This window comes from Streptomyces albidicamelliae (genome assembly GCF_025642175.1).
In the GTDB taxonomy this organism is placed as follows: Bacteria; Actinomycetota; Actinomycetes; order Streptomycetales; family Streptomycetaceae; genus Streptomyces; species Streptomyces albidocamelliae.
In genome coordinates, this window is record NZ_CP106795.1 from 3,426,215 (window position 1) to 3,445,569 (window position 19,355).

The following is a 19,355-nucleotide window of genomic DNA, read 5'->3' on the forward strand; positions in this document are numbered from 1 at the left end:
GGCAGGTAGGTTCGAGGCGTGAGCGCCAACAGAAACCAGCAGAGCACCCCCCACCACGACAAGCTGCCGATCCGGATGCTGCACGACCGGGTCCTGGTCAAGCAGGAGACCGGTGAGGGCGAGCGGCGGTCGGGCGGGGGCATCCTGATTCCCGCGACCGCGGCGGTCGGGCGGCGGCTGGCGTGGGCCGAGGTCGTCGCGGTCGGCCAGAACGTGCGCACCGTGGAGCCGGGTGACCGGGTCCTGTTCGACCCGGAGGACCGGGCCGAGGTGGAGGTGCGGGGCGTGGCGTACGTGCTCATGCGGGAGCGTGATCTGCACGCCGTCGCCGCGGACCGTTTCGAGGGGTCGGAGGACTCCACGGGGCTGTATCTCTGAGCCCCCTCGCTCCTCGATCCCCCTGTCCCACCTTTGATTCGACGGCGGAGGGGGCCGGTGACCATGGTCACCGGCCCCCTCCGCCGTTCTTTTGCTATGTTCGAAAGCGAGCCCGACGAGACGCGCCGTACCGGGTCGAAGGCAAAGACGACGCACCGGAGGAAGAGTCGTCGCCCGTCTCGGAGGTGCCTGTCATGGCCTGGGTTCTGCTTGTCGTCGCCGGTCTGCTGGAAGTCGGCTGGTCGGTCGGGATGAAGTACACCGACGGTTTCACCCGGCCGCTGCCCAGTGTGCTCACCGGTGCGGGGATCGTCGCGAGCATGGTGCTGCTGTCGTACGCCGCGAAGTCGCTGCCCATCGGTACCGCCTACGGCGTGTGGGTGGGTATCGGGGCGGCCGGGGCGGCGGTGCTCGGCATGGTGCTGCTGGGTGAGCCGGTCACCGCCGCCCGGGTGTTCTTCGTGTGTCTGCTGCTGGTCGCCGTGGTGGGGCTGAAGGCGACCGGCGGTCACTGACGTCTCAGCCGCTGCTCACAGGTGCCTCACGGCCGCCGGGCGGTCAGTGGCTGGCCGCCGGTGCCGGCGGTGGTGCCGCCGCCCGGGGTGCCGCCCCGTCGGTTCCGCCGCCGGGGTGCCGCCGCCGGTCGTGGTGCCTCCGCCGGTGGTGTCTCCGCCCGTGGTGTTGCCGCCGGTCGCCGTGTCCCCGCCGGTGGTGTCGCCGCCCGTGGTGGTGCCTCCGTCGGCCGTGGTGCCGCCGTCGGTGGTGGTGCCTCCGTCGGTGGTCGGGCCGCCGTCGGTGGGGGTGCCGGTGGTGCCGCCGTCGGTCGGGGTGGTGGTCGGCCCGCCGTCGTTCTGTCCGCCGTCGGTGGTGCCGCCGCCGTCCTGGCCGCCGGTGCCCGGCGTGGCGGAGCCGGTGGCGCTGGGCTCCTCGGTCCGGTCGGCGCCCGGCTCCAGCCGGAGGTCGAACTCGGCGGCCGGTTTGCCCTTCAGCGCCGCGCCCGTGTACTGGGCCCAGATCTGGGTGGGCGGGCCCCCGCCGTTCATGCGGGCCTGGCCGAGGGCGCCGTACAGCGGCCGGTGCTTGGCGGTCACCGGGTCCTGGCCCATGACGGAGACGACCGTGGCCAGGTCCGGGGTGTAGCCGGCGAACCAGGCGGCGGTGTCCTCCTCCGCGGTACCGGTCTTGCCGGCCGCCGGGCGGCCGGCGGCCTGGGCGGCGGTGGCGGTACCGCTGTCGACCACGCTCTGCAGGATGGAGGTGGTGGTGTCGGCGGCCTCGCGGCTCACGGCCTGCTCGACGGGCTCCTCGGGCAGCTTGACGACGTCGCTGCCGTCCTTGGTGATCTTCTCGATCATGGTGTACGTGCCGTGCTTGCCGTGGTTGGCGAGCGTCGCGTACGCCTCCGTCATGTCGAGGACGCTGGCGTTGGCGGTGCCGAGGGCGATGGACGGGTACGGCTGGAGGTCCGGGGTGCCGGCGGGGATGCCGAGGTCGACCGCGGTCTGCTTGACCTTGGCGGGGCCGACGTCGACGGCCATCTGGGCGTACACGGAGTTCACCGACAGGTCGGTGGCCTTGCGGACGGTGATGTCGCCGTACGACTTCTCGTCCTCGTTGGACGGGGCGTAGCCGCCGCCGGTCCAGCCCTCGACGGGGCGCCGGCTGGTGCCGTCGTAGACGGTGTTGGGGGTGATCGTGCGGCCGTCCTGGGTGGTGGAGCCGTTCTCCACCGCGGAGGTGAACACGAACGGCTTGAAGGTGGAGCCGACCTGGAAGTCGCCGCGGGTCGCGCCGTTGGTGTACTGCTTCACGTAGTCGATGCCGCCGTACATCGCGACGACCTTGCCGGTCCTGGGGTCGATGGAGGCGCCGCCGGCCCGGACGTAGCTGTCGACCTTGCGGTTCTTCTTGTCCAGCTTGGACATCAGCTGGTCGTCGACCGCCTTGACGAAGGCGTTCTGCTTCTTGCGCTGGATGGTGGTGGTGATGCGGTAGCCGCCGGCCTCGAGCTGGTCGGCGTCGATGATGTCGTTCTTGACCAGGTAGTGCTTGATCGCGTCGACGAGGTAGCCGCGCTGGCCGGACAGGCCGGTGGAGACGGTCTGCTCCTTGGGCATGGGGAACTTCAGGCCGGTGCGCTCGGACTCCTTGAGCCAGCCCTTCTTGACCATGCCGTCGAGGACGTAGTTCCAGCGGGCGACCGCCGCCCGCCTGTTCTCGGGGTGGGCGACGACGTCGTACTCGCTGGGCGCGTTGACGAGCGCGGCGAGGTAGGCGGCGCGGGCCGGGTCGAGGTCCTGGGCGTCCATGCCGTAGTAGGCCTGGGCGGCGGCCTGGATGCCGTAGGCGTTGCGGCCGAAGAAGCTGGTGTTCAGGTAGCCCTCGAGGATCTCGTCCTTGGACTTCTGGCGGTCCAGCTTGATCGAGATGAAGAACTCCTTGGCCTTGCGGGTGACCGTCTGTTCCTGGGCCAGGTAGTAGTTCTTCACGTACTGCTGGGTGATCGTGGAGCCGGACTGCTTGCCCTTGCCGGTCGCGGTGTTCCAGCCGGCGCGGAGCATCGCCTTGAGGTCGACGGCGGACTCGGTGTAGAAGTCGCGGTCCTCGGCGGCCAGGACGGCGTGCTGGGCGGGCTTGGAGATCTGGGCGAGGTCGACGTTCTCGCGGTTGACGTCGCCGTCGCGGGCGAGCTGGGAGCCGTCCGAGTAGAGGAAGACGTTGCTCTGCTTGGTCGCGAGGGCGTTGGCCGGCGGGATCTTGACGAGGGAGTAGCCGAGGAAGAACAGGCCGATGATCAGCAGGACGCCGATCACGAAGGTGCCGAGCACCATGCGCCAGGTGGGCAGGAGCCGCCGCCAGCCGGTGCGCTTGGGGCGCTTGCCCTTCTTGCCCTTGCCCGTGGGGGCGGGGCCGTCCGGCGTGGCGGCGCCGGCGGCGGTCTGCCGCGGGGTGTCGGCCTGCGTGGTCCGGAGGGCCGCGGTGGTGTCCGGGGCGCCGCGTCCGGCCGTGCCGGCGGCGCCCGCCGGGGAGCCCTGGGGGTACCGGCGGCGCGGGCCGCACGAGCGGCGCGGGCCGCACCCACGCCGCCGGCGGCCGCGGTTGCGGCGGCTCCGGCAGCGGCGGCTGTGGCCTCGCCCGCGCTACCGGCGGCCTTGCCGAGACCGGCCGCTCCCAGGGCACCCGCGCCGGCCGCGCCCGCGGCCTGGGCGGCACGGTTCGCGCCGCCCTGACGGGGCGCGGGCGGCTTGGGCGTACGGCCGGTGCTGTGCTGCGCGTCGGCGCCCCCTTGACGGGAGCGTCCGGCTCGCCCGCGCGCGGGGCGTTGACGCGGCGGAGGATCTGCGTGCTCTCGGGCGCCCGGTCCTCGCCGCCGCCCGGGGCTGCCGCGCCCGCCTTGCCGCTCGGCGCCGGCCGCGTGGAGCCGGACGGCGAGGACGACGTCTCGGGCCGGCGGGGCGGCGTGATCCGGCGGAGCACCTGCGTGCTGTCGGCCGACTGGGACGCCTCCGCGTCGACCGGGCCCTGCTGCTTGCCGACGGCGGGCCGCTTCGGGGCGGCGCCGGCGCCCTGCGCCCCGGTGGCACCGCCGGTGGCGCCTCCGCCCTCGGCCGGAGCCGCACCGGACGCCGGGCCCTTGCCCGTCGCCGAGCCGCCACGGGACGCGGAGGTACCACCGGAAGCGGCACTCCCCCGGGACACCTGGCCGCCGGACGCCCGGTCCGAGGCCGCTGCCGGGGACCCACCCCACGCCGGGCCCTTGTCCGTCGCCGAGCCGCCACGGGGCGCCGACGCCTCACCGGGGCCGCCGCTCCCGCGGGACGCCCCCGCGCCCGGAGCCGCCTGATCACCGGACGCCGGACCCGTCGCCGCACCGGACGCCGGGCCCTTGTCCGTCGCCGAGCCGCCACGGGGCGCGGAGGTTCCACCGGAAGCGGCGCTCCCGCGGGACGCCTGGCCGCCGGACGGCCGGTCCGGGGTCGCTGCCGGGGAGCCCGGCGCCGTGGAGCCGCCGGAGGCCGCCGCGCCGTTGGAACCCTCCCGGGAGGCCTCGCGGGCTCGGGCGACGGAGGTCGTCCGGTCCTGCGCCGTGCCGGAGCGCGGGCCGTCACCCGGACGGGTGCGCTCGGTGTCCCCCCCGCGGGTAGCGGCCCTGCTCGTCCCCTTCTCCCCTTCGGCGGCCTTGTCCTCACGGCCCCCCGGGCTTCCGGGCCCTTCAGCCGGCAGCGGCTTTTCCGGCGCCACGCCTTCGTTCGGCTGCTGCGGCTGCGGCTCGTCGCTCATCTCGTGCACGGACTCCTGTTTCGCGTCGTACGTTTCCCGTACGCCTCGTACGCCTTCTGCGCCCCCTGTTTGAAGACTCTCGCACCTGGCGTTCCGTTCCCGAATTCCGGCACGCTTCGGCCACGGAAATGCGTGGCCGTGCGTCGGGCCTCCGGACTAGGCTCCTGCGCTTCGGTGTCGAGGTGTCCAGGGAGGTCGACTGACGTGGGCGCTGGACGGTTGTACGGGGCCGTCGCGGCGGGGGGATTCAGACGGTACGCGACCTATCGGGCGGCCACTGCGGCAGGGGTGTTCACGAACACGGTCTTCGGGTTGATCCTCGTCTACACCTATCGCGCGCTGTGGGACGAGCGTCCGCACCTGGGGGGGTACGACCAGGCGCAGGCGGTGACCTACGTGTGGCTGGGACAGGCGCTGCTGTCGACCCTCGCGATCGGCGGCGGGGGCGTGGAGAGCGAGCTGATGGACCGCATCCGCACGGGGGACGTGGCGATCGATCTGTACCGGCCCGCCGATCTGCAGCTGTGGTGGCTGGCCGCCGATCTCGGGCGGTCGTTCTTCCAGCTGCTGGGGCGGGGGGCGGTGCCGTTCGTGTTCGGGGCGCTGTGCTTCCCGGTGTACCTGCCGTCGGACGCCGGTACCTGGCTGGCCTTCCTCGTGGCGGTGCTGCTGGCGATGCTGGTGGGCTTCGGCATCCGGTACCTGGTGGCGCTGAGCGCGTTCTGGCTGCTGGACGGCACGGGGGTGGGGCAGATGGCGTGGCTCGCGGGGTATTTCTGCTCGGGGATGCTGCTGCCGCTGAACGTGTTCCCGGGGGCGCTCGGGGACGCCGTGCGGGTGCTGCCGTGGTCGTCGCTGCTGCAGGCGCCGGCGGACGTGCTGCTGGGGCACGCGGATCCGCTGGGGACCTATCTGTTCCAGGGGGCGTGGGCGGTGGTGCTGCTGGGTGCCGGGCGGCTGGTGCAGTCGGCGGCGACGCGGCGGGTGGTGGTGCAGGGTGGGTGAGCGCGGCCGGGTGCGGGAGGGGGCGCGGGCCTACCGGCTGATCGCGGCGATGTGGGTGCGGTCCACGATGGCCTACCGCCTCTCCTTCGCGATGACCACGTTCGGGAACTTCGCGGCGACGTTCTTCGACTTCGTCGCGATCATGCTGATGTTCTCGCGGGTGGACGCGCTGGGCGGCTGGTCGCTGCCGGAGGTGGCGTTCCTGTACGGGCTGTCGGCGACCTCGTTCGGGCTGGCGGACCTGCTGATCGGGTCGATGGAGCGGCTGGGGCGGCGGGTGCGTGACGGGACGCTGGACGCGCTGCTGGTGCGGCCGGTGCCGGTGCTGGCGCAGGTGGCGGCGGACCAGTTCGCGCTGCGGCGTCTCGGCCGGGTGACGCAGGGGCTGCTGGTGCTGGGCTGGGCGGTGTCCCGGCTGGACGTGCTGTGGACCCTGCCGAAGCTGCTGCTGCTGCCGGTGATCGTGGTGAGCGGCTGCGGGATCTTCTGCGCGGTGTTCGTGGCGGGGGCGGCCTTCCAGTTCCTCGCGCAGGACGCCTCGGAGGTGCAGAACGCCTTCACGTACGGCGGTACGACGCTGTTGCAGTACCCGCCGTCGGTGTTCGCGAAGGAGCTGGTGCGCGGGGTGACGTTCCTGCTGCCGCTGGCCTTCGTCAACTGGCTGCCCGCGGCCTATGTGCTGGGGCGGCCGTATCCGCTGGGGCTGCCGCACTGGGTGGCGTTCGCCTCGCCGCTGGTGGCGGTGGGGGCGTGCGCGCTGGCGGGGGTGGCCTGGCGGGCGGGACTTCGTTCGTATCGGAGCGCGGGGAGTTAACGGATGACGGACGGCGACTTCATGGGAGCGGGGCGGGGCCTCGCGGGGTCCGGGGAAGGTTTCATCGCGCTGGAGGGCGTGGAGAAGGTCTTCGAGGTGCGCAGGAAGGCGGGGTTCCTCAGGCGGGAGCGGCGCGAGGTGCGGGCGGTGGACTCGCTCTCGTTCACGGTGGGGCGCGGGGAGATGGTCGGCTACATCGGGCCGAACGGTGCCGGGAAGTCGACGACGATCAAGATGCTGACCGGGATCCTGACGCCGAGCGCGGGGCGGCTGCGGGTGGCGGGGATCGATCCGTCGCGGGACCGCAGGCGGCTGGCGCACCGGATCGGGGTGGTGTTCGGGCAGCGGACGACCCTGTGGTGGGACCTGCCGCTGATCGATTCGTACCGGCTGGCGCACCGCATGTACCGCATCCCGCACGCCCGTTACCGGGACAACCTGGACCGGCTGGTGGAACTGCTGGAGCTGGGCGCGCTGTTGGACGTGCCGGTGCGGCAGCTGTCCCTGGGGCAGCGGATGCGCGGGGACATCGCGGCGGCGCTGCTGCACGATCCGGAGGTGCTGTACCTGGACGAGCCGACGATCGGCCTGGACGTGGTGTCGAAGGCGAAGGTGCGGGAGTTCCTGCGGGAGGTGAACACCGAGCGCGGTACGACGGTGCTGCTGACGACGCACGATCTGCAGGACATCGAGCAGTTGTGCTCGCGGGTGATGGTGATCGACCACGGGCGGCTGATGTACGACGGTCCGCTGGCGGGGCTGCACGAGGCCGGGGAGAGCGAGCGGACGCTGGTGGTGGACCTGGAGCGGGAACTGCCGCCGGTGGAGGTGGCGTCGGCGCGGGTGGTGCGGGTGGAGGGGCCGCGGCAGTGGCTGGCGTTCCCGGCGGGGCAGTCGGCGGCGCCGCTCGTGGCGGAGCTGGCGGCCCGGTATCCGCTGGTGGACCTCTCGGTGCGGGAGCCGGACATCGAGGCCGTCATCGCGAAGATGTACGCGGAGAAGGCTCTCTCGTAGGCTGCTGCCATGACCGACGACGCAGTCCCGGATCTCCGGGCGTCCGACGCCGACCGTGAGCGGGTCGCCGAGGTCCTGCGGGACGCTCTGGCCGAGGGCCGGCTCGACATGGAGGAGTTCGAGGAGCGGCTGGAGGCGGCGTACAAGGCGCGTACGTACGGCGAGCTGACGCCGCTGACCCGTGATCTGCCCGCGGCCGGCGCGGCGGTGCCCGCTCCCGTCTCGTTCGCCAAGGCACCGGCGGAGCAGGGTGGTTGGGCGGGGCGGATCGTCGGGGGCGAGGGCACCTCGACGGGCGGGTTCGCGGTCATGTCGGGGTTCGAGCGCAAGGGCCGCTGGACGATGCCCAGGCGGTTCAACGCCTTCGTCCTCATGGGCGGCGGCGAGATCGACCTCCGGGAGGCGGACTTCGCGGACCGCGAGGTCGAGATCAACGTCGTGGCGGTGATGGGCGGGGTGCAGGTCGTCGTGCCGCCGGGCGTCGAGGTCGTGGTGCGCGGTGTCGGGGTGATGGGGGCGTTCGAGCACCCCCGTGACGACGGGCCGCCCGAGCCGGGCGCGCCCCGGGTCGTCATCGGCGGGTTCGCGTTCTGGGGCGGGGTCGGGGTGGAGCGCAAGGTCACCCGGGCCGAGCGGCAGCGGCTGAAGGAGCAGCGCCGCCAGGAGCGGCTGGAGCGCAGGGAGTCCCGGCACGAGCTGCACCGGGCGCGCCGCGAGGAGCGGTACGAGGAGCGGGAGCGGCGCCGGGACGACCGGTACTGACGGTCCGTCGAGCGGCCGCCTGCCGGTGCGCGGCCGGTCGCGTGGTGGTCCGCGCCCCGTCGGGGCGCGGAGCCCGCTACGAGGTGCAGACCTTGGTGAGTTCGCCGGCGGCGTCCGTGACGGGGCTGACGTCGGGGGTGTCGTCGCCGTTCTTGATCGACGTGCGGACGTTCGCGACAGCCTTGTTCAGGTCGTCGACGGCCTTGTTGACGTCGGCGTTGTCGGTCTTGTCGCCGATCTTGTCGAGGTTCTTGTCGATGGCGGCGAGGGAGGCGTCGAGCTGCCCGGGGTCGTCGGAGGCGTTCTCCACGGCCTGCTGGAGGTCGGTGACGCTGTCCGCGATGGAGTCGGCGGTCTGCACGCAGTCCAGGGCCTTGTTCACGGCGTCGCAGCCGGTGGTGAGTCCGGCGGTGAGCGCGGCGGCGGCCACGGCGGCGGCGATGGTGGTGACGCCACGGCGTCGACGGCGGCTGGCGGCCATGGTGATGGGTCCCTCCCCTGGTACGGCTGGCCGGGCGCACGGTGGTGGGCCGTGCACCCGTACCCGTAGGACGCCGGGAAGGGGCGCCTGGTTGCCCGTGTGGACGGGCTGTCTTGGCCGTCCCTTTACCCGGGGGCGGGGTGGCCGCTACGCGCCGAGGGTGGTTTCCAGGGCCGCGCGCTGGAGGGCGGTGAGCTCGGCGCAGCCGGCGACGGCGAGGTCGAGCAGGGCGTCGAGTTCGGTGCGGTCGAAGGGCTGGGCCTCGGCGGTGCCCTGGACCTCGACGAAGCGGCCGTCGCCGGTGCAGACGACGTTCATGTCGGTCTCGGCGCGCACGTCCTCCTCGTAGCAGAGGTCGAGCAGGGGTACGCCGCCGACGATGCCGACGGAGACGGCGCCGACGGTGCCGGTGAGCGGCTGCCGGCCGGCCCTGATCAGCTTCTTGCCCTGGGCCCAGGCGACGGCGTCGGCGAGGGCGACGTAGGCGCCGGTGATGGCGGCGGTGCGGGTGCCGCCGTCGGCCTGGAGGACGTCGCAGTCGAGGACGATGGTGTTCTCGCCGAGCGCCTTGTAGTCGATGACGGCGCGCAGGGAGCGGCCGATGAGCCGGGAGATCTCGTGTGTACGGCCGCCGATCCTGCCCTTGACGGACTCGCGGTCGCCGCGGGTGTTGGTGGAGCGGGGCAGCATGGCGTACTCGGCGGTGACCCAGCCCTCTCCGCTGCCCTTGCGCCAGCGCGGGACGCCCTCGGTGACGGAGGCGGTGCAGAAGACCTTGGTGTCGCCGAAGGAGACGAGGACGGAGCCCTCGGCGTGCTTGCTCCAACCGCGTTCGATGGTGACCGGGCGGAGCTGTTCGGGGGTACGGCCGTCGATGCGAGACATGGCGACGAGCCTAGCCGTACGGACTCAAGGGGCTCCTCCCGCGTCGGGAAGAGCCCCTTGAGGCTGAACCGCGAGGTTCACATCATGTCTTCGATCTCCGCGGCGATCGGGTCGGCGTCGGTGCCGATGACGACCTGGATGGCGCTGCCCATCTTCACGACGCCGTGGGCGCCGGCGGCCTTCAGGGCGGCTTCGTCGACCAGCGAGGGGTCGGACACCTCGGTGCGCAGCCGGGTGATGCAGCCCTCGATCTCCTCGATGTTGTCGATCCCGCCGAGTCCGGCGACGATCTTCTCAGCCTTGCTGGCCATGTTGCTTCTCCCTGATCCGAACCGCTTTGTCGCAGTAACCCACAGTTGGCCCATCTTCGCGAGCGGTCATGCCGTCCGTGCCGAATGATGGCGATCACGACAGCGGAACCGTCCGCCAACTGGTCTACACCACCGTGGGGACGGTCGCCAAACCGCGTCCGAGTCGAGTGGCCGGAGGACGCCCATGAGCGCCGAGAGCGCACGCCCCGACGGTACGGCCGGTCCGGCGCGGGCACGCTGGAACCGCACGTTCCAGGGTCTGCAGAAGATGGGCCGCAGCCTCCAGCTGCCGATCGCCGTGCTGCCGGCGGCGGGCCTGCTGATCGGGCTGGCCCAGCCGGGCGTGGTCGGGGAGGGCGGCCTCGGCTGGACGACCGTCTCGAAGGTGATGCTGGGCGCGGGCGGCACCCTGCTCGACGGCTCCCTCGGGCTGCCGCTGCTGTTCTGCGTCGGGGTCGCGATCGGCATGGCGAAGAAGGCGGACGGCTCCACGGCGCTCGCGGCGGTGGCGGGCTTCCTCGTCTACTACGGGGTGCTGCGCCAGTTCCCGGAGGACTGCCCGGGCGGCTCCACGGCGGTGCCGAACGTCGGCTGCCAGGTGAGCGACGGGTCAGTGACGGCCTTCACCTACCAGAACCCCGGTGTCTTCGGCGGCATCGTGATGGGGCTGCTGGCCGCGTTCCTCTGGGCCCGCTTCCACCGCACCAGGCTGGTGGACTGGCTCGGCTTCTTCAACGGCCGCCGGCTCGTCCCCATCATCATGGCGTTCGTCGGCATCCTCTTCGCGGCGCTGTGCCTCTGGATCTGGCCGCCCATCGGGAACGCGCTGGAGAGCTTCAGCCACTGGCTGCGGGACACGGGCTCGTGGGGGGCCGGCATCTTCGGCGTCGCCAACCGGGCGCTGCTGGTGGTCGGGCTGCACCAGTTCCTGAACGTGCCCATCTGGTTCCAGTTCGGCACCTACACCACGCCCGGCGGCAAGGTGGTCCACGGCGACATCAACATGTTCCTGGCCGGCGACCCGAACGCGGGCCAGTTCACCTCGGGCTTCTTCCCGATCATGATGTTCGCGCTGCCGGCGGCGGCACTGGCGATCACGCACTGCGCGCGTCCGGAGCGGCGCAAGGAGGTCGGCGGGCTGATGCTCTCGGTCGGGCTGACGTCGTTCGTGACCGGCATCACCGAACCGATCGAGTACTCCTTCCTGTTCATCGCCCCGTTCCTGTACGCGGTCCACGCGGTGCTCACGGGGGTGTCGATGGCGGTGACCTGGGCGCTCGGGGTGCACGACGGCTTCGGCTTCTCCGCGGGGCTCATCGACTACGTCATCAACTGGCACCTGGCGACGAAACCGTGGGCGATCATCCCGATCGGCCTGTGCTTCGCGGCGGTGTACTACACGGTCTTCCGGTTCGCCATCACCAGGTTCGACCTCAGGACACCGGGACGTGAACCGGTGGAGGAGGTCGAGGACGTCACGAAGGTCTGACGGCCCGCCGTCCACGGCCCCCGCGAACCCCCGCTGACCCGGCACTTTGCGTAGCGCCGCGGTAGCGGATTTCGTGGTTCCTTATACGCCCTTCATCGTGCTACAACAGGTCTACACCACTGAGTGGTGTAGACCACCACCCGATGGAGGAACCATGAGCACCGCCACCGCAACGGCGGCCCCCGCGAAGAAGCGGGGATCCGGGCTGCTTCAGGGCCTGCAGAAAGTCGGCCGCAGCCTCCAGCTCCCGATCGCCGTGCTGCCGGCGGCCGGCATCCTGCTGCGCCTCGGACAGGACGACGTGTTCGGCAAGGACGGCCTCGGCTGGAACAAGGTCGCCGCCGTCTTCGCCACCGCCGGTGACGCGGTCTTCAGCAATCTTCCCCTGTTGTTCTGCGTGGGCATCGCCATCGGCTTCGCCAAGAAGTCGGACGGCTCCACGGCGTTGGCGGCGCTGGTCGGTTTCCTCGTGTACAAGAACGTGCTGACCGCGTTCCCGATCACCGAGGCGAGGATAACCAAGGGCGCGGACGTCGCCGCGACCTACAACGACCCCAAGGTGCTCGGCGGCATCGTCATGGGTCTGATCGCCGCCGTGGTCTGGCAGCGCTACCACCGCACCAAGCTGCCCGACTGGCTGGGCTTCTTCAACGGCCGCCGCCTGGTCCCGATCCTCATGGCGTTCATCGGCACCGGCGTCGGTGTGGTCTTCGGTCTGATCTGGGAGCCCGTCGGCAAGGTCATCACCAACTTCGGCGAGTGGATGACGGGCCTCGGCGCCGTCGGTGCCGCCATCTTCGGCGCCATCAACCGCGGACTGCTCCCGGTCGGCATGCACCAGTTCGTCAACACCGTGGCCTGGCAGGAGATCGGCAGCTACAAGGACTCCGCCGGCACCGTCTGGCACGGTGACCTGCCGCGCTTCTTCCACGGCGACCCGACCGCCGGCCAGTTCATGACCGGCTTCTTCCCGATCATGATGTTCGCCCTCCCGGCGGCCGCGCTGGCGATCACCCACTGCGCCCGTCCGGAGCGCCGCAAGGCCGTCGGCGGCATGATGCTCTCGCTCGCGCTGACCTCGTTCGTCACCGGCATCACCGAGCCGATCGAGTTCGCGTTCATGTTCATCGCCCCGCTGCTGTACGCGATCCACGCGGTCCTCACCGCGGTGTCGATGGCCGTCACCTGGGCGCTGGGCGTCCACCACGGCTTCAGCTTCTCGGCCGGCGCGATCGACTACTTCCTCAACTGGGGCCTCGCCACCAAGCCCTGGATGATCATCCCCATCGGCCTGGTCTTCGCGGCGGTCTACTACGTCGTGTTCCGGTTCGCCATCACCAGGTTCAACCTCCCCACCCCGGGCCGCGAGCCCGAGGAGGAGGTCGAGGACCTCACCAAGGCGTGAGGACCGCCGCACGGCATGAGTCAGGCCCCCGGAGCAGCGGCTCCGGGGGCCTCGTCGTGCGCGGCGCCCGCGTCAGACGTCGTACGTCTGCCGCGGTGCGGCCAGCTCCACCGGGCCCGCGAAGACCTCGCGGGCGTGACGGAGGTTGACCTGCGGGTCGGTCCACGGCGGGATGTGGGTGAGGACCAGGCGGCGGGCGCCCGCCCGGGCCGCCGTCTCACCCGCCTCACGCCCGTTCAGGTGCAGGTCGGGGATGCTCTCCTTGCCGTGCGTGAAGGCGGCCTCGCACAGGAAGAGGTCGGCGTCCCGGGCCAGCTCGTCCAGCGCCTCGGTGACACCCGTGTCACCGGAGTACGTCAGGACCTTCCCGCCGTGCTCGACGCGGATGCCGTACGCCTCCACGGGATGCCGGACGCGCTCGGTGTGCACGGTGAACGGGCCGATCTCGAACGTGGACGGCTTCACCGTGTGGAAGTCGAAGACCTCGCTCATGGAGGAGGCGGAGGGGGTGTCCGCGTAGGCGGTGGTCAGCCGGTGCTCCGTGCCCTCGGGTCCGTGGACCGGGATCGGATCGCAGCGACCGCCGTCGTGCCGGTAGTAGCGCGCGACGAAGTAGCCCAGCATGTCGATGCAGTGGTCGGCGTGCAGGTGGCTCAGGAAGATCGCGTCGAGGTCGTAGAGACCGCAGTGGCGCTGCAGCTCGCCGAGGGCGCCGTTGCCCATGTCGAGAAGCAACCGGAAGCCGTCGGCCTCGACGAGGTAGCTCGAGCAGGCCGATTCCGCGGACGGGAACGACCCCGAGCTGCCGACGACGGTGAGCTTCATGAAGCAGAAACCTCCGTTGGCGGAAAGCCGGTGGACGGGGCACCGGTGGGCGGGTTGGGGAGCCGGAGAACCGGGGGCGGGCGGGGGTCGTGCGGTTCGTCGAGCGTAAGGCGCGAAAGCACGGGTCGCTCCTCCGCCAGGGGCCGTTGTGGGCGAACTCACCTGCGCTGTCACCGGTTCGGCTGGAACCGCGGCGCATGAGGATCGCAAGAGGGCGCGCGCGGCACGGCGTGCGCCGGTAACGTCGTCGTATGGACACGTCCTGGTGGCTGGCGCTCGCGGCGGTCGTACTGCTGGCGCTCGTCGCCACGCTCGTCGACGGCTGGGGCCGCGGCCGCCGGCCGGGCGGACGGCGGCTGCGGCCGCCGGGCCGGCCGGGCAAGCGCCCGGCCCGCGCCGGGCGCCCCGCCCCGGGGGACATCTGGTGGGCCGACGTCCCGTACGAGGACCGCCCCGAGGCGAAGGACCGGCCCTGCCTGGTGCTCGCCGTGCGCGGCGACCGGGCCACCGTCGCGAAGATCACCAGCAAGTACCACGACGAGCGCGCCGGAGTGATCCCGCTGCCGCCCGGTGCGGTCGGGGACGCCCGGGGACGCCCGAGCTTCCTGGAGACCGACGAGCTGCGCGAGGTCCCGGTGGGCGACTTCCGGCGCCGGGTCGGCGTGGTCGACCCGGTCCTGTGGGACCAGGTACGTCATCTCGCCGGTTAACGTACCCGCACGGTGACCGACCACTCCTGGATGCCCTTGCAGGAGACCTGCCCGGGGGCGGTGGGCTCGGCGCACAGCGGGCGCGAGGACGTGAGCCGCACGGTGCCCGCGGACACCGCCTGGTAGGCGGCCGTGGCGTCGCCCGGCTGGATGACGAAGCCCGCGTTGATGCCCTTCAGGGCGGTGCCGCTCACGGAGACGGGCTTCCACGGGCGTTCCCTGGTGCCGTCCAGGGTGACCCGGACCTCGCCGCCCTTGGTCACGCAGACGGTGTGCCCGTCGTCCGCGGCCTTCAGTTCCGCCTGGCTCGCGCACGCGCCGCCGTCCGTACCGGGCGCGTGGCTGGAGGGGGCGGGTGACACCTTGCCGTTGCTGCCGGTGTCCCCGTCGCTCTGGGAGCCGCAGCCGGCGAGGAGCAGTGCTGCCGCCGCGAGGGCGAGGGGCGTCGTACGGCGCATGGGGGGTCCGCCTTTCTGCCGTCCGTTGGCGTGGCCGGCCGACCGGCCGCCTGGTGCGGATGAGACGTACCACGATCGCAAACGGATCCCGCACGCGCCGCGTGGGCGCGTGCGGGATCCGCCGGGAGTGCGGCTCAGCCGGTCGTCAGGGCGGTGTCGTCCACGACGAAGCTGGTCTGCTGGGAGGAGTCCTCCGCCCCGCTGAACTTCAGGGTGACCGTGCGGCCCGCCAGCGAGGACAGGTCGAAGGTCTTCTGGGCGTACCCGGAGGCTGCGTTGGCGTTGGAGTACGTCGCCAGGGTGGTCGAACCGGCGGTGACCGTCAGCTTGTCGTAGGCGGTGCTGCCGGACTCGGCGGTGTCGATGTGCAGGAAGAAGGTGAGCGTGGCCCTGCAGCCGGACGGGATGGTCACCGACTGGGACAGCGTGTCGGTGTGGGTGGAGCCGTACCCGTCGAGCCAGGCCTTGTAGGACCCGCCGTGGGCCGCCTCACCGGTGTCGCTGGTGATGACGCCGCTGGACGCGGTCCAGGTGGTGTTGCCGGACTCGAAGCCCGGGTTGCCGAGCAGCTGCGCCGAGGAGCAGGTGCCGCCGCCGGAACCGACCGTCCAGGTGAAGGAGGCCGAACCGGAGGCGCCGGTGGAGTCGGTCGCGGTGACCGTGACCTGGTAGGTGCCCGCGGTGGTGGCCGTACCGGAGATCAGGCCGCTGGAACCGCCCACGGACAGGCCGGCCGGCAGGCCGGTGGCGCTGTAGGTGAGGGCCGCTCCCGCGCTGTCGGTGGCCTGGATCTGCAGGCTCGCCGAGCCGCCGACGGCGGTGGACTGGCTGCCGGGATTGGTGACGCTCACCGTGTTGCCGGTGCCCCCGCCGCCTGCGGTGAAGGCGGTGGTGCCGTTCGGGGTGCCCCAGCCGGTCGGGCCGTCGTAGCCGGTGCGGGCGGTGCAGAAGTACGAGGTGGTGCAGCTGCCGTTGGTGCCGCTGGTCACGTCGTACAGGTTGGCGGTGTGGGTGTACGGGTACTTCGCCGGGTAGTCGGCGGCGGCCGGGGTGCCCGCGAGGGCGTAGACGCCGGCGATGATCGGGGCGGAGGCGCTGGTGCCTCCGTAGACGGCCCAGCCGGAGCCGCCGTAGGTGTCGTAGACCGCGACGCCGGTGGCCGGGTCGGCGACGGCGGAGACGTCGGCCTCCATGCGCTTGGTGCAGCCGGTGTCGGTCTGCCAGCTCGGCTTGGGGTCGTAGGCGGAGCAGCCCGAGCCGGTGCCCTCGGTGGAGTTGGTGTGCCACACCGACTCGCTCCAGCCGCGGGAGTTGGCCGCGGTGGTGAGCGCGGTGCCGCCGACGGCGGTCACGTACTGGGAGGTGGCCGGGTACTCGGCGCCGTAGGCGGAGTCGCCCGCGGAGACGGTGATGGCGACGCCCGGGTGCTTGAAGTACTGGGTGTCCTCGGTGGTCTGGTTGGCCGCCTCGCCGCCGCCCCAGCTGTTGGAGACGAACTTGGCGCCGAGCGCGACGGCCTCGTTCTCCGCGATGCCGAGGTCGGTGTCGTTGGCGGAGTCCGCCTCGACCAGGACGATGTTGCAGTTCGGGCAGACCGCGCTGACCATGTCGAGGTCGAGGGCCTCTTCACCGGCCCAGCCGGTGTCGTTGGCGGGCAGCGACGTGGTCGAACCGGTCTGGCCGACCTGCTTGAAGCAGCCGCTCGCCTTGGTGCAGGCGGACAGGCCGTAGGTGGAGCGGTAGGTGGCCAGGTCCGACTCGGCGTTGGGGTCGTTGTACGCGTCGACGACGGCGACGGTCAGGCCGGAACCGCCCGTGCTGGGCAGGTTGTACGCGCTGTGCAGGTTGGCCGGGGAGAGGCCGGAGGGAGCCGCGGCGACCGCGGCGGCGAGCCGCTGCTTGATGTCGGTGCGGCGCTGGGCGAAGCAGGACGCGTGACCGGGTGCGGCGGTGGCGCACAGGTGCTGGGTCGGCACCTTCTGGCCGGCCTTGCCGGTGGTGTGGAAGGTCTGCCGCTTCGGGTCGGTCAGGGCCCTGGCGTTCTGCGCGGACCTGCCGGTGTGGGGGTGGGCCGTGGTGGCCTGCGCTCCGGCGGTCGGCGCCGCCGCGAGGCCGGCGACGGTGAGGGCGAGGGCGGGGAGGGCGACGGCGAGGAGTCTTCGCAGACTCCGTCTCCGCCTGCTCGGGCGTGACTCACGCATGGGGGAACTGCCTCCGGTCTACGTGGGGATGCGCACTGGGTGGGGAGGCCCGTGACGCGCGTAGCGGCGGCGGCCGCGCAGTCATGAGCATGACACTCGTGGACACCCCGCATGCCGCGCTGAGCGTGACATGACAGGGTGCGCGAGGAACGTAGACCCGGCCCCAGGGGCACCGGCAGTACCGGAGGGAATTCTTTGCCCCTCCATAGGATGAGGTTGGCCCCCTCATAGGAGGGGGCTGGCGAGCGCTTGAGCCGGGCCCGTGCCCGGACGCACGAAGGTGCCTACGCCCAGAGCTGGCCCTGCAGCGTCTCGATGGCCTCCTCGGTGGTGGCCGCCGTGTAGACGCCGGTGGAGAGGTACTTCCAGCCGCCGTCGGCCACCACGAAGACGATGTCGGCGCTCTCGCCCGCCTTGACCGCCTTGCGGCCGACGCCGATCGCCGCGTGCAGGGCGGCGCCGGTGGAGACGCCCGCGAAGATGCCCTCCTGCTGGAGGAGTTCCCGGGTGCGGGTGACCGCGTCCGCCGAACCGACCGAGAAGCGGGTGGTGAGGACGGAGGCGTCGTAGAGCTCGGGCACGAACCCCTCGTCGAGGTTCCGCAGCCCGTACACCAGGTCGTCGTAGCGGGGCTCGGCGGCGACGATCTTCACGTCGGGCTTGTGCTCGCGCAGGAAGCGGCCGACGCCCATGAGGGTGCCCGTGGTGCCGAGGCCGGCCACGAAGTGCGTGACGGACGGCAGGTCGGCGAGGATCTCCGGGCCCGTGGTGGCGTAGTGGGCGCCCGCGTTGTCCGGATTGCCGTACTGGTAGAGCATCACCCAGTCCGGGTGCTCCGCGGACAGCTCCTTGGCCACCCGTACCGCGGTGTTGGAACCGCCCGCCGCCGGGGAGGAGATGATCTCCGCACCCCACATGCCGAGCAGGTCCCGGCGCTCCTGCGAGGTGTTCTCCGGCATCACGCACACCATGCGGTAGCCCTTGAGCTTGGCCGCCATGGCGAGGGAGATGCCGGTGTTGCCGGAGGTGGGCTCCAGGATGGTGCAGCCCGGGGTCAGCCGGCCGTCCTTCTCCGCCTGCTCGATCATGTGCAGCGCGGGCCGGTCCTTGACCGAGCCGGTGGGATTGCGGTCCTCCAGCTTGGCCCAGATGCGGACGTCGGCGGACGGCGAGAGCCGCGGCAGGCGCACCAGAGGGGTGTTGCCCACCGCGGCCAGCGGGGAGTCGTAGCGCATCGCTGCTCAGCGGCCGATCAGGCCATGCCGCCGGCCACGGCCGGCAGGATCGTCACGGTGTCGCCGTCGGACAGCTTGGTGTCGATGCCGTCGATGAAGCGGACGTCCTCGTCGTTCAGGTACACGTTGACGAAGCGGCGCAGCTTGCCGTCGTCCACGATGCGGGCCTGGATGCCCGCGTGCCGGGTCTCGAGGTCGGCGAACAGGTCGGCGAGGGTGTTCCCGCTGCCCTCCACCGCCTTCTGGCCGTCCGTGTACGTGCGGAGGATGGTGGGGATGCGGACCTCGATGGCCATGGTGGCGGGCTCCTGTCGGAAAAAGGGTTCGTCGTCTTGGTGTGCGCGCGCCCGGGGGTCCCCCCAGGCTTCATGCACTGAGGGAGCGCCGCGGCAGCAGCGGCCGTGCGGCCGCGGGGAACGTCAACAGATGGCGCTGTTCAGCCGGCACAGGTCGACGTGCAGCCGCGCCACGAGCAGCATGCCCGGCGTCTTGTCGCTCACGTCGTTCAGAACCATGGGCTCATCGTATCGATTCCTGGTTCGGATCCCGGAGTGTGATTCCGCATGATGGACGGAATCCGTCCGCACCATGGGATCCGCACTCCGGCCGGACCGGCGGACCGGATCAGTGGGCCGACACGATCCTGACCTCTTCCTCGGTGACCTCGCCCGCCAGGATCCGGAACGAGCGGAACTGGAAGTCGCCGAGGCCGTCGGTGTCGGCGGTGGAGACCAGGACGTAGTGGGCACCGGGCTCGTTCGCGTAGGAGATGTCCGTGCGGGACGGGTACGCCTCGGTCGCCGTGTGGGAGTGGTAGATGACCACCGGCTCCTCGTCGCGGTCGTCCATCTCGCGGTACAGCTTGAGCAGATCGCCCGAGTCGAACTCGTAGAACGTGGGGGACATGGCCGCGTTCAGCATGGGGACGAAGCGCTCGGGGCGGTCCGAGCCCGCCGGGCCCGCGACGACCCCGCACGCCTCGTCGGGGTGGTCCTTGCGCGCGTGCGCGACGATCTGGTCGACGAGTGCCTGGGTGATGGTCAGCATGGTGGCCAGGATAAGCAGACGGGCCGTCCCGTACCGAGGTGTGGTACGGGACGG

General features: G+C 71.8%; 20 protein-coding genes and 1 riboswitch. Of the genes, 9 read left to right on the plus strand and 11 right to left on the minus strand.

Annotation, left to right across the window (positions count from 1 at the left end; translation table 11 throughout):
• Positions 1-75: 75 nt before the first annotated feature.
• The gene (locus N8I86_RS15800; protein ID WP_143638545.1) at positions 76-378 is read left to right on the plus strand and encodes a GroES family chaperonin; all 303 of its coding nucleotides are present in this window, start codon (positions 76-78) and stop codon (positions 376-378) included.
• An 88-nt stretch (positions 379-466) separates the two neighbouring features.
• A riboswitch (guanidine-III (ykkC-III) riboswitch) is annotated at positions 467-535 on the plus strand.
• 37 nt (positions 536-572) lie between these two features.
• Complete coding sequence (locus tag N8I86_RS15805; protein WP_073900323.1) at positions 573-893, plus strand: DMT family transporter; 321 nt, start codon at positions 573-575, stop codon at positions 891-893.
• A gap of 15 nt (positions 894-908) precedes the next feature.
• Here N8I86_RS15805 and N8I86_RS15810 read toward each other — a convergent pair whose 3' ends face one another.
• Positions 909-3,209 (minus strand): transglycosylase domain-containing protein, encoded by a 2,301-nt coding sequence (locus tag N8I86_RS15810; RefSeq protein ID WP_404830811.1) that lies wholly within the window; start codon positions 3,207-3,209, stop codon positions 909-911.
• A 1,654-nt stretch (positions 3,210-4,863) separates the two neighbouring features.
• On the opposite strand from N8I86_RS15810, the gene N8I86_RS15815 reads away from it, so the two are divergent.
• The 4 genes from N8I86_RS15815 to N8I86_RS15830 are packed head-to-tail and all read left to right on the plus strand — an operon-like array spanning position 4,864 to position 8,254.
• The gene (locus tag N8I86_RS15815) at positions 4,864-5,664 is read left to right on the plus strand and encodes an ABC transporter permease (protein WP_073900320.1); all 801 of its coding nucleotides are present in this window, start codon (positions 4,864-4,866) and stop codon (positions 5,662-5,664) included.
• 49 nt (positions 5,665-5,713) lie between these two features.
• Complete coding sequence (locus tag N8I86_RS15820; RefSeq protein WP_123439678.1) at positions 5,714-6,478, plus strand: ABC transporter permease; 765 nt, start codon at positions 5,714-5,716, stop codon at positions 6,476-6,478.
• A 3-nt stretch (positions 6,479-6,481) separates the two neighbouring features.
• Positions 6,482-7,492, plus strand: coding sequence for an ABC transporter ATP-binding protein (locus N8I86_RS15825; protein WP_263278057.1), 1,011 nt, complete (start codon positions 6,482-6,484; stop codon positions 7,490-7,492).
• A 9-nt stretch (positions 7,493-7,501) separates the two neighbouring features.
• A complete protein-coding gene (locus N8I86_RS15830) occupies positions 7,502-8,254 on the plus strand; it encodes a DUF1707 SHOCT-like domain-containing protein (RefSeq protein ID WP_263278058.1) in 753 nt (250 codons plus the stop codon).
• A 76-nt stretch (positions 8,255-8,330) separates the two neighbouring features.
• On the opposite strand, the gene N8I86_RS15835 is transcribed toward N8I86_RS15830, so the two are convergent.
• The 3 genes from N8I86_RS15835 to N8I86_RS15845 form a co-directional block, all read right to left on the minus strand.
• Positions 8,331-8,735 carry a hypothetical protein gene (locus tag N8I86_RS15835; protein ID WP_073900310.1) on the minus strand — a complete coding sequence of 135 codons (405 nt, stop codon included), beginning with the start codon at positions 8,733-8,735 and terminating at the stop codon, positions 8,331-8,333.
• A gap of 147 nt (positions 8,736-8,882) precedes the next feature.
• Positions 8,883-9,620 carry a ribonuclease PH gene (gene rph / locus N8I86_RS15840; RefSeq protein WP_073900307.1) on the minus strand — a complete coding sequence of 246 codons (738 nt, stop codon included), beginning with the start codon at positions 9,618-9,620 and terminating at the stop codon, positions 8,883-8,885.
• Between the two features lie 77 nt (positions 9,621-9,697).
• On the minus strand, positions 9,698-9,931 hold the full coding sequence (locus tag N8I86_RS15845; protein WP_073900305.1) for a glucose PTS transporter subunit EIIB: 234 nt from the start codon (positions 9,929-9,931) through the stop codon (positions 9,698-9,700).
• Between the two features lie 184 nt (positions 9,932-10,115).
• Between N8I86_RS15845 and N8I86_RS15850 the strand changes: the two genes are divergently transcribed.
• Positions 10,116-11,420: a PTS transporter subunit EIIC gene (locus N8I86_RS15850; protein ID WP_263278059.1), complete on the plus strand. Its 1,305-nt coding sequence runs from the start codon at positions 10,116-10,118 to the stop codon at positions 11,418-11,420.
• Between the two features lie 154 nt (positions 11,421-11,574).
• Positions 11,575-12,825 (plus strand): PTS transporter subunit EIIC, encoded by a 1,251-nt coding sequence (locus tag N8I86_RS15855; RefSeq protein ID WP_123437686.1) that lies wholly within the window; start codon positions 11,575-11,577, stop codon positions 12,823-12,825.
• A 72-nt stretch (positions 12,826-12,897) separates the two neighbouring features.
• Here the strand turns inward: N8I86_RS15855 and N8I86_RS15860 are convergent, their stop codons facing one another.
• The gene (locus N8I86_RS15860) at positions 12,898-13,650 is read right to left on the minus strand and encodes an MBL fold metallo-hydrolase (RefSeq protein ID WP_263278060.1); all 753 of its coding nucleotides are present in this window, start codon (positions 13,648-13,650) and stop codon (positions 12,898-12,900) included.
• Positions 13,651-13,901: 251 nt separating this feature from the next.
• Between N8I86_RS15860 and N8I86_RS15865 the strand changes: the two genes are divergently transcribed.
• Positions 13,902-14,360 carry a type II toxin-antitoxin system PemK/MazF family toxin gene (locus N8I86_RS15865; RefSeq protein ID WP_073900295.1) on the plus strand — a complete coding sequence of 153 codons (459 nt, stop codon included), beginning with the start codon at positions 13,902-13,904 and terminating at the stop codon, positions 14,358-14,360.
• Here the strand turns inward: N8I86_RS15865 and N8I86_RS15870 are convergent.
• The 6 genes from N8I86_RS15870 to N8I86_RS15890 all read right to left on the minus strand — a co-directional run bounded on the left by N8I86_RS15870 (position 14,357) and on the right by N8I86_RS15890 (position 19,301).
• Positions 14,357-14,818 carry a hypothetical protein gene (locus N8I86_RS15870; RefSeq protein ID WP_263278061.1) on the minus strand — a complete coding sequence of 154 codons (462 nt, stop codon included), beginning with the start codon at positions 14,816-14,818 and terminating at the stop codon, positions 14,357-14,359. The two genes, N8I86_RS15865 and N8I86_RS15870, sit on opposite strands and share 4 nt — an antisense overlap.
• A gap of 134 nt (positions 14,819-14,952) precedes the next feature.
• Positions 14,953-17,019, minus strand: coding sequence for a putative Ig domain-containing protein (locus N8I86_RS15875; protein ID WP_073900289.1), 2,067 nt, complete (start codon positions 17,017-17,019; stop codon positions 14,953-14,955).
• A gap of 284 nt (positions 17,020-17,303) precedes the next feature.
• A complete protein-coding gene (locus N8I86_RS15880) occupies positions 17,304-18,254 on the minus strand; it encodes a PLP-dependent cysteine synthase family protein (RefSeq protein WP_073900287.1) in 951 nt (316 codons plus the stop codon).
• Between the two features lie 17 nt (positions 18,255-18,271).
• Positions 18,272-18,550: a MoaD/ThiS family protein gene (locus N8I86_RS15885; RefSeq protein WP_073900284.1), complete on the minus strand. Its 279-nt coding sequence runs from the start codon at positions 18,548-18,550 to the stop codon at positions 18,272-18,274.
• A 123-nt stretch (positions 18,551-18,673) separates the two neighbouring features.
• Positions 18,674-18,769, minus strand: a complete 96-nt coding sequence (locus N8I86_RS39015) for a putative leader peptide (protein WP_311318800.1) — start codon at positions 18,767-18,769, stop codon at positions 18,674-18,676.
• Positions 18,770-18,878: 109 nt separating this feature from the next.
• Entirely contained in the window at positions 18,879-19,301 is a 423-nt protein-coding gene (locus N8I86_RS15890) for a M67 family metallopeptidase (RefSeq protein WP_073900282.1), read from the minus strand.
• Positions 19,302-19,355 lie beyond the last annotated feature (54 nt).

What these genes read in the sequence shown, in the direction of transcription:
- N8I86_RS15870 (WP_263278061.1), bottom strand. Translation starts at nt 14,818, where the DNA reads ATGCGCCGTACGACGCCCCTCGCCCTCGCGGCGGCAGCACTGCTCCTC.
- N8I86_RS15875 (WP_073900289.1), bottom strand. Translation starts at nt 17,019, where the DNA reads ATGCGTGAGTCACGCCCGAGCAGGCGGAGACGGAGTCTGCGAAGACTC.
- N8I86_RS15850 (WP_263278059.1), top strand. Translation starts at nt 10,116, where the DNA reads ATGAGCGCCGAGAGCGCACGCCCCGACGGTACGGCCGGTCCGGCGCGG.
- rph (WP_073900307.1), bottom strand. Translation starts at nt 9,620, where the DNA reads ATGTCTCGCATCGACGGCCGTACCCCCGAACAGCTCCGCCCGGTCACC.
- N8I86_RS15860 (WP_263278060.1), bottom strand. Translation starts at nt 13,650, where the DNA reads ATGAAGCTCACCGTCGTCGGCAGCTCGGGGTCGTTCCCGTCCGCGGAA.
- N8I86_RS15855 (WP_123437686.1), top strand. Translation starts at nt 11,575, where the DNA reads ATGAGCACCGCCACCGCAACGGCGGCCCCCGCGAAGAAGCGGGGATCC.
- N8I86_RS15825 (WP_263278057.1), top strand. Translation starts at nt 6,482, where the DNA reads ATGACGGACGGCGACTTCATGGGAGCGGGGCGGGGCCTCGCGGGGTCC.
- N8I86_RS15805 (WP_073900323.1), top strand. Translation starts at nt 573, where the DNA reads ATGGCCTGGGTTCTGCTTGTCGTCGCCGGTCTGCTGGAAGTCGGCTGG.
- N8I86_RS15820 (WP_123439678.1), top strand. Translation starts at nt 5,714, where the DNA reads ATGTGGGTGCGGTCCACGATGGCCTACCGCCTCTCCTTCGCGATGACC.
- N8I86_RS15890 (WP_073900282.1), bottom strand. Translation starts at nt 19,301, where the DNA reads ATGCTGACCATCACCCAGGCACTCGTCGACCAGATCGTCGCGCACGCG.
- N8I86_RS15835 (WP_073900310.1), bottom strand. Translation starts at nt 8,735, where the DNA reads ATGGCCGCCAGCCGCCGTCGACGCCGTGGCGTCACCACCATCGCCGCC.
- N8I86_RS15880 (WP_073900287.1), bottom strand. Translation starts at nt 18,254, where the DNA reads ATGCGCTACGACTCCCCGCTGGCCGCGGTGGGCAACACCCCTCTGGTG.
- N8I86_RS15865 (WP_073900295.1), top strand. Translation starts at nt 13,902, where the DNA reads ATGGACACGTCCTGGTGGCTGGCGCTCGCGGCGGTCGTACTGCTGGCG.
- N8I86_RS15845 (WP_073900305.1), bottom strand. Translation starts at nt 9,931, where the DNA reads ATGGCCAGCAAGGCTGAGAAGATCGTCGCCGGACTCGGCGGGATCGAC.
- N8I86_RS15885 (WP_073900284.1), bottom strand. Translation starts at nt 18,550, where the DNA reads ATGGCCATCGAGGTCCGCATCCCCACCATCCTCCGCACGTACACGGAC.
- N8I86_RS15800 (WP_143638545.1), top strand. Translation starts at nt 76, where the DNA reads ATGCTGCACGACCGGGTCCTGGTCAAGCAGGAGACCGGTGAGGGCGAG.
- N8I86_RS39015 (WP_311318800.1), bottom strand. Translation starts at nt 18,769, where the DNA reads ATGGTTCTGAACGACGTGAGCGACAAGACGCCGGGCATGCTGCTCGTG.
- N8I86_RS15830 (WP_263278058.1), top strand. Translation starts at nt 7,502, where the DNA reads ATGACCGACGACGCAGTCCCGGATCTCCGGGCGTCCGACGCCGACCGT.
- N8I86_RS15810 (WP_404830811.1), bottom strand. Translation starts at nt 3,209, where the DNA reads ATGGTGCTCGGCACCTTCGTGATCGGCGTCCTGCTGATCATCGGCCTG.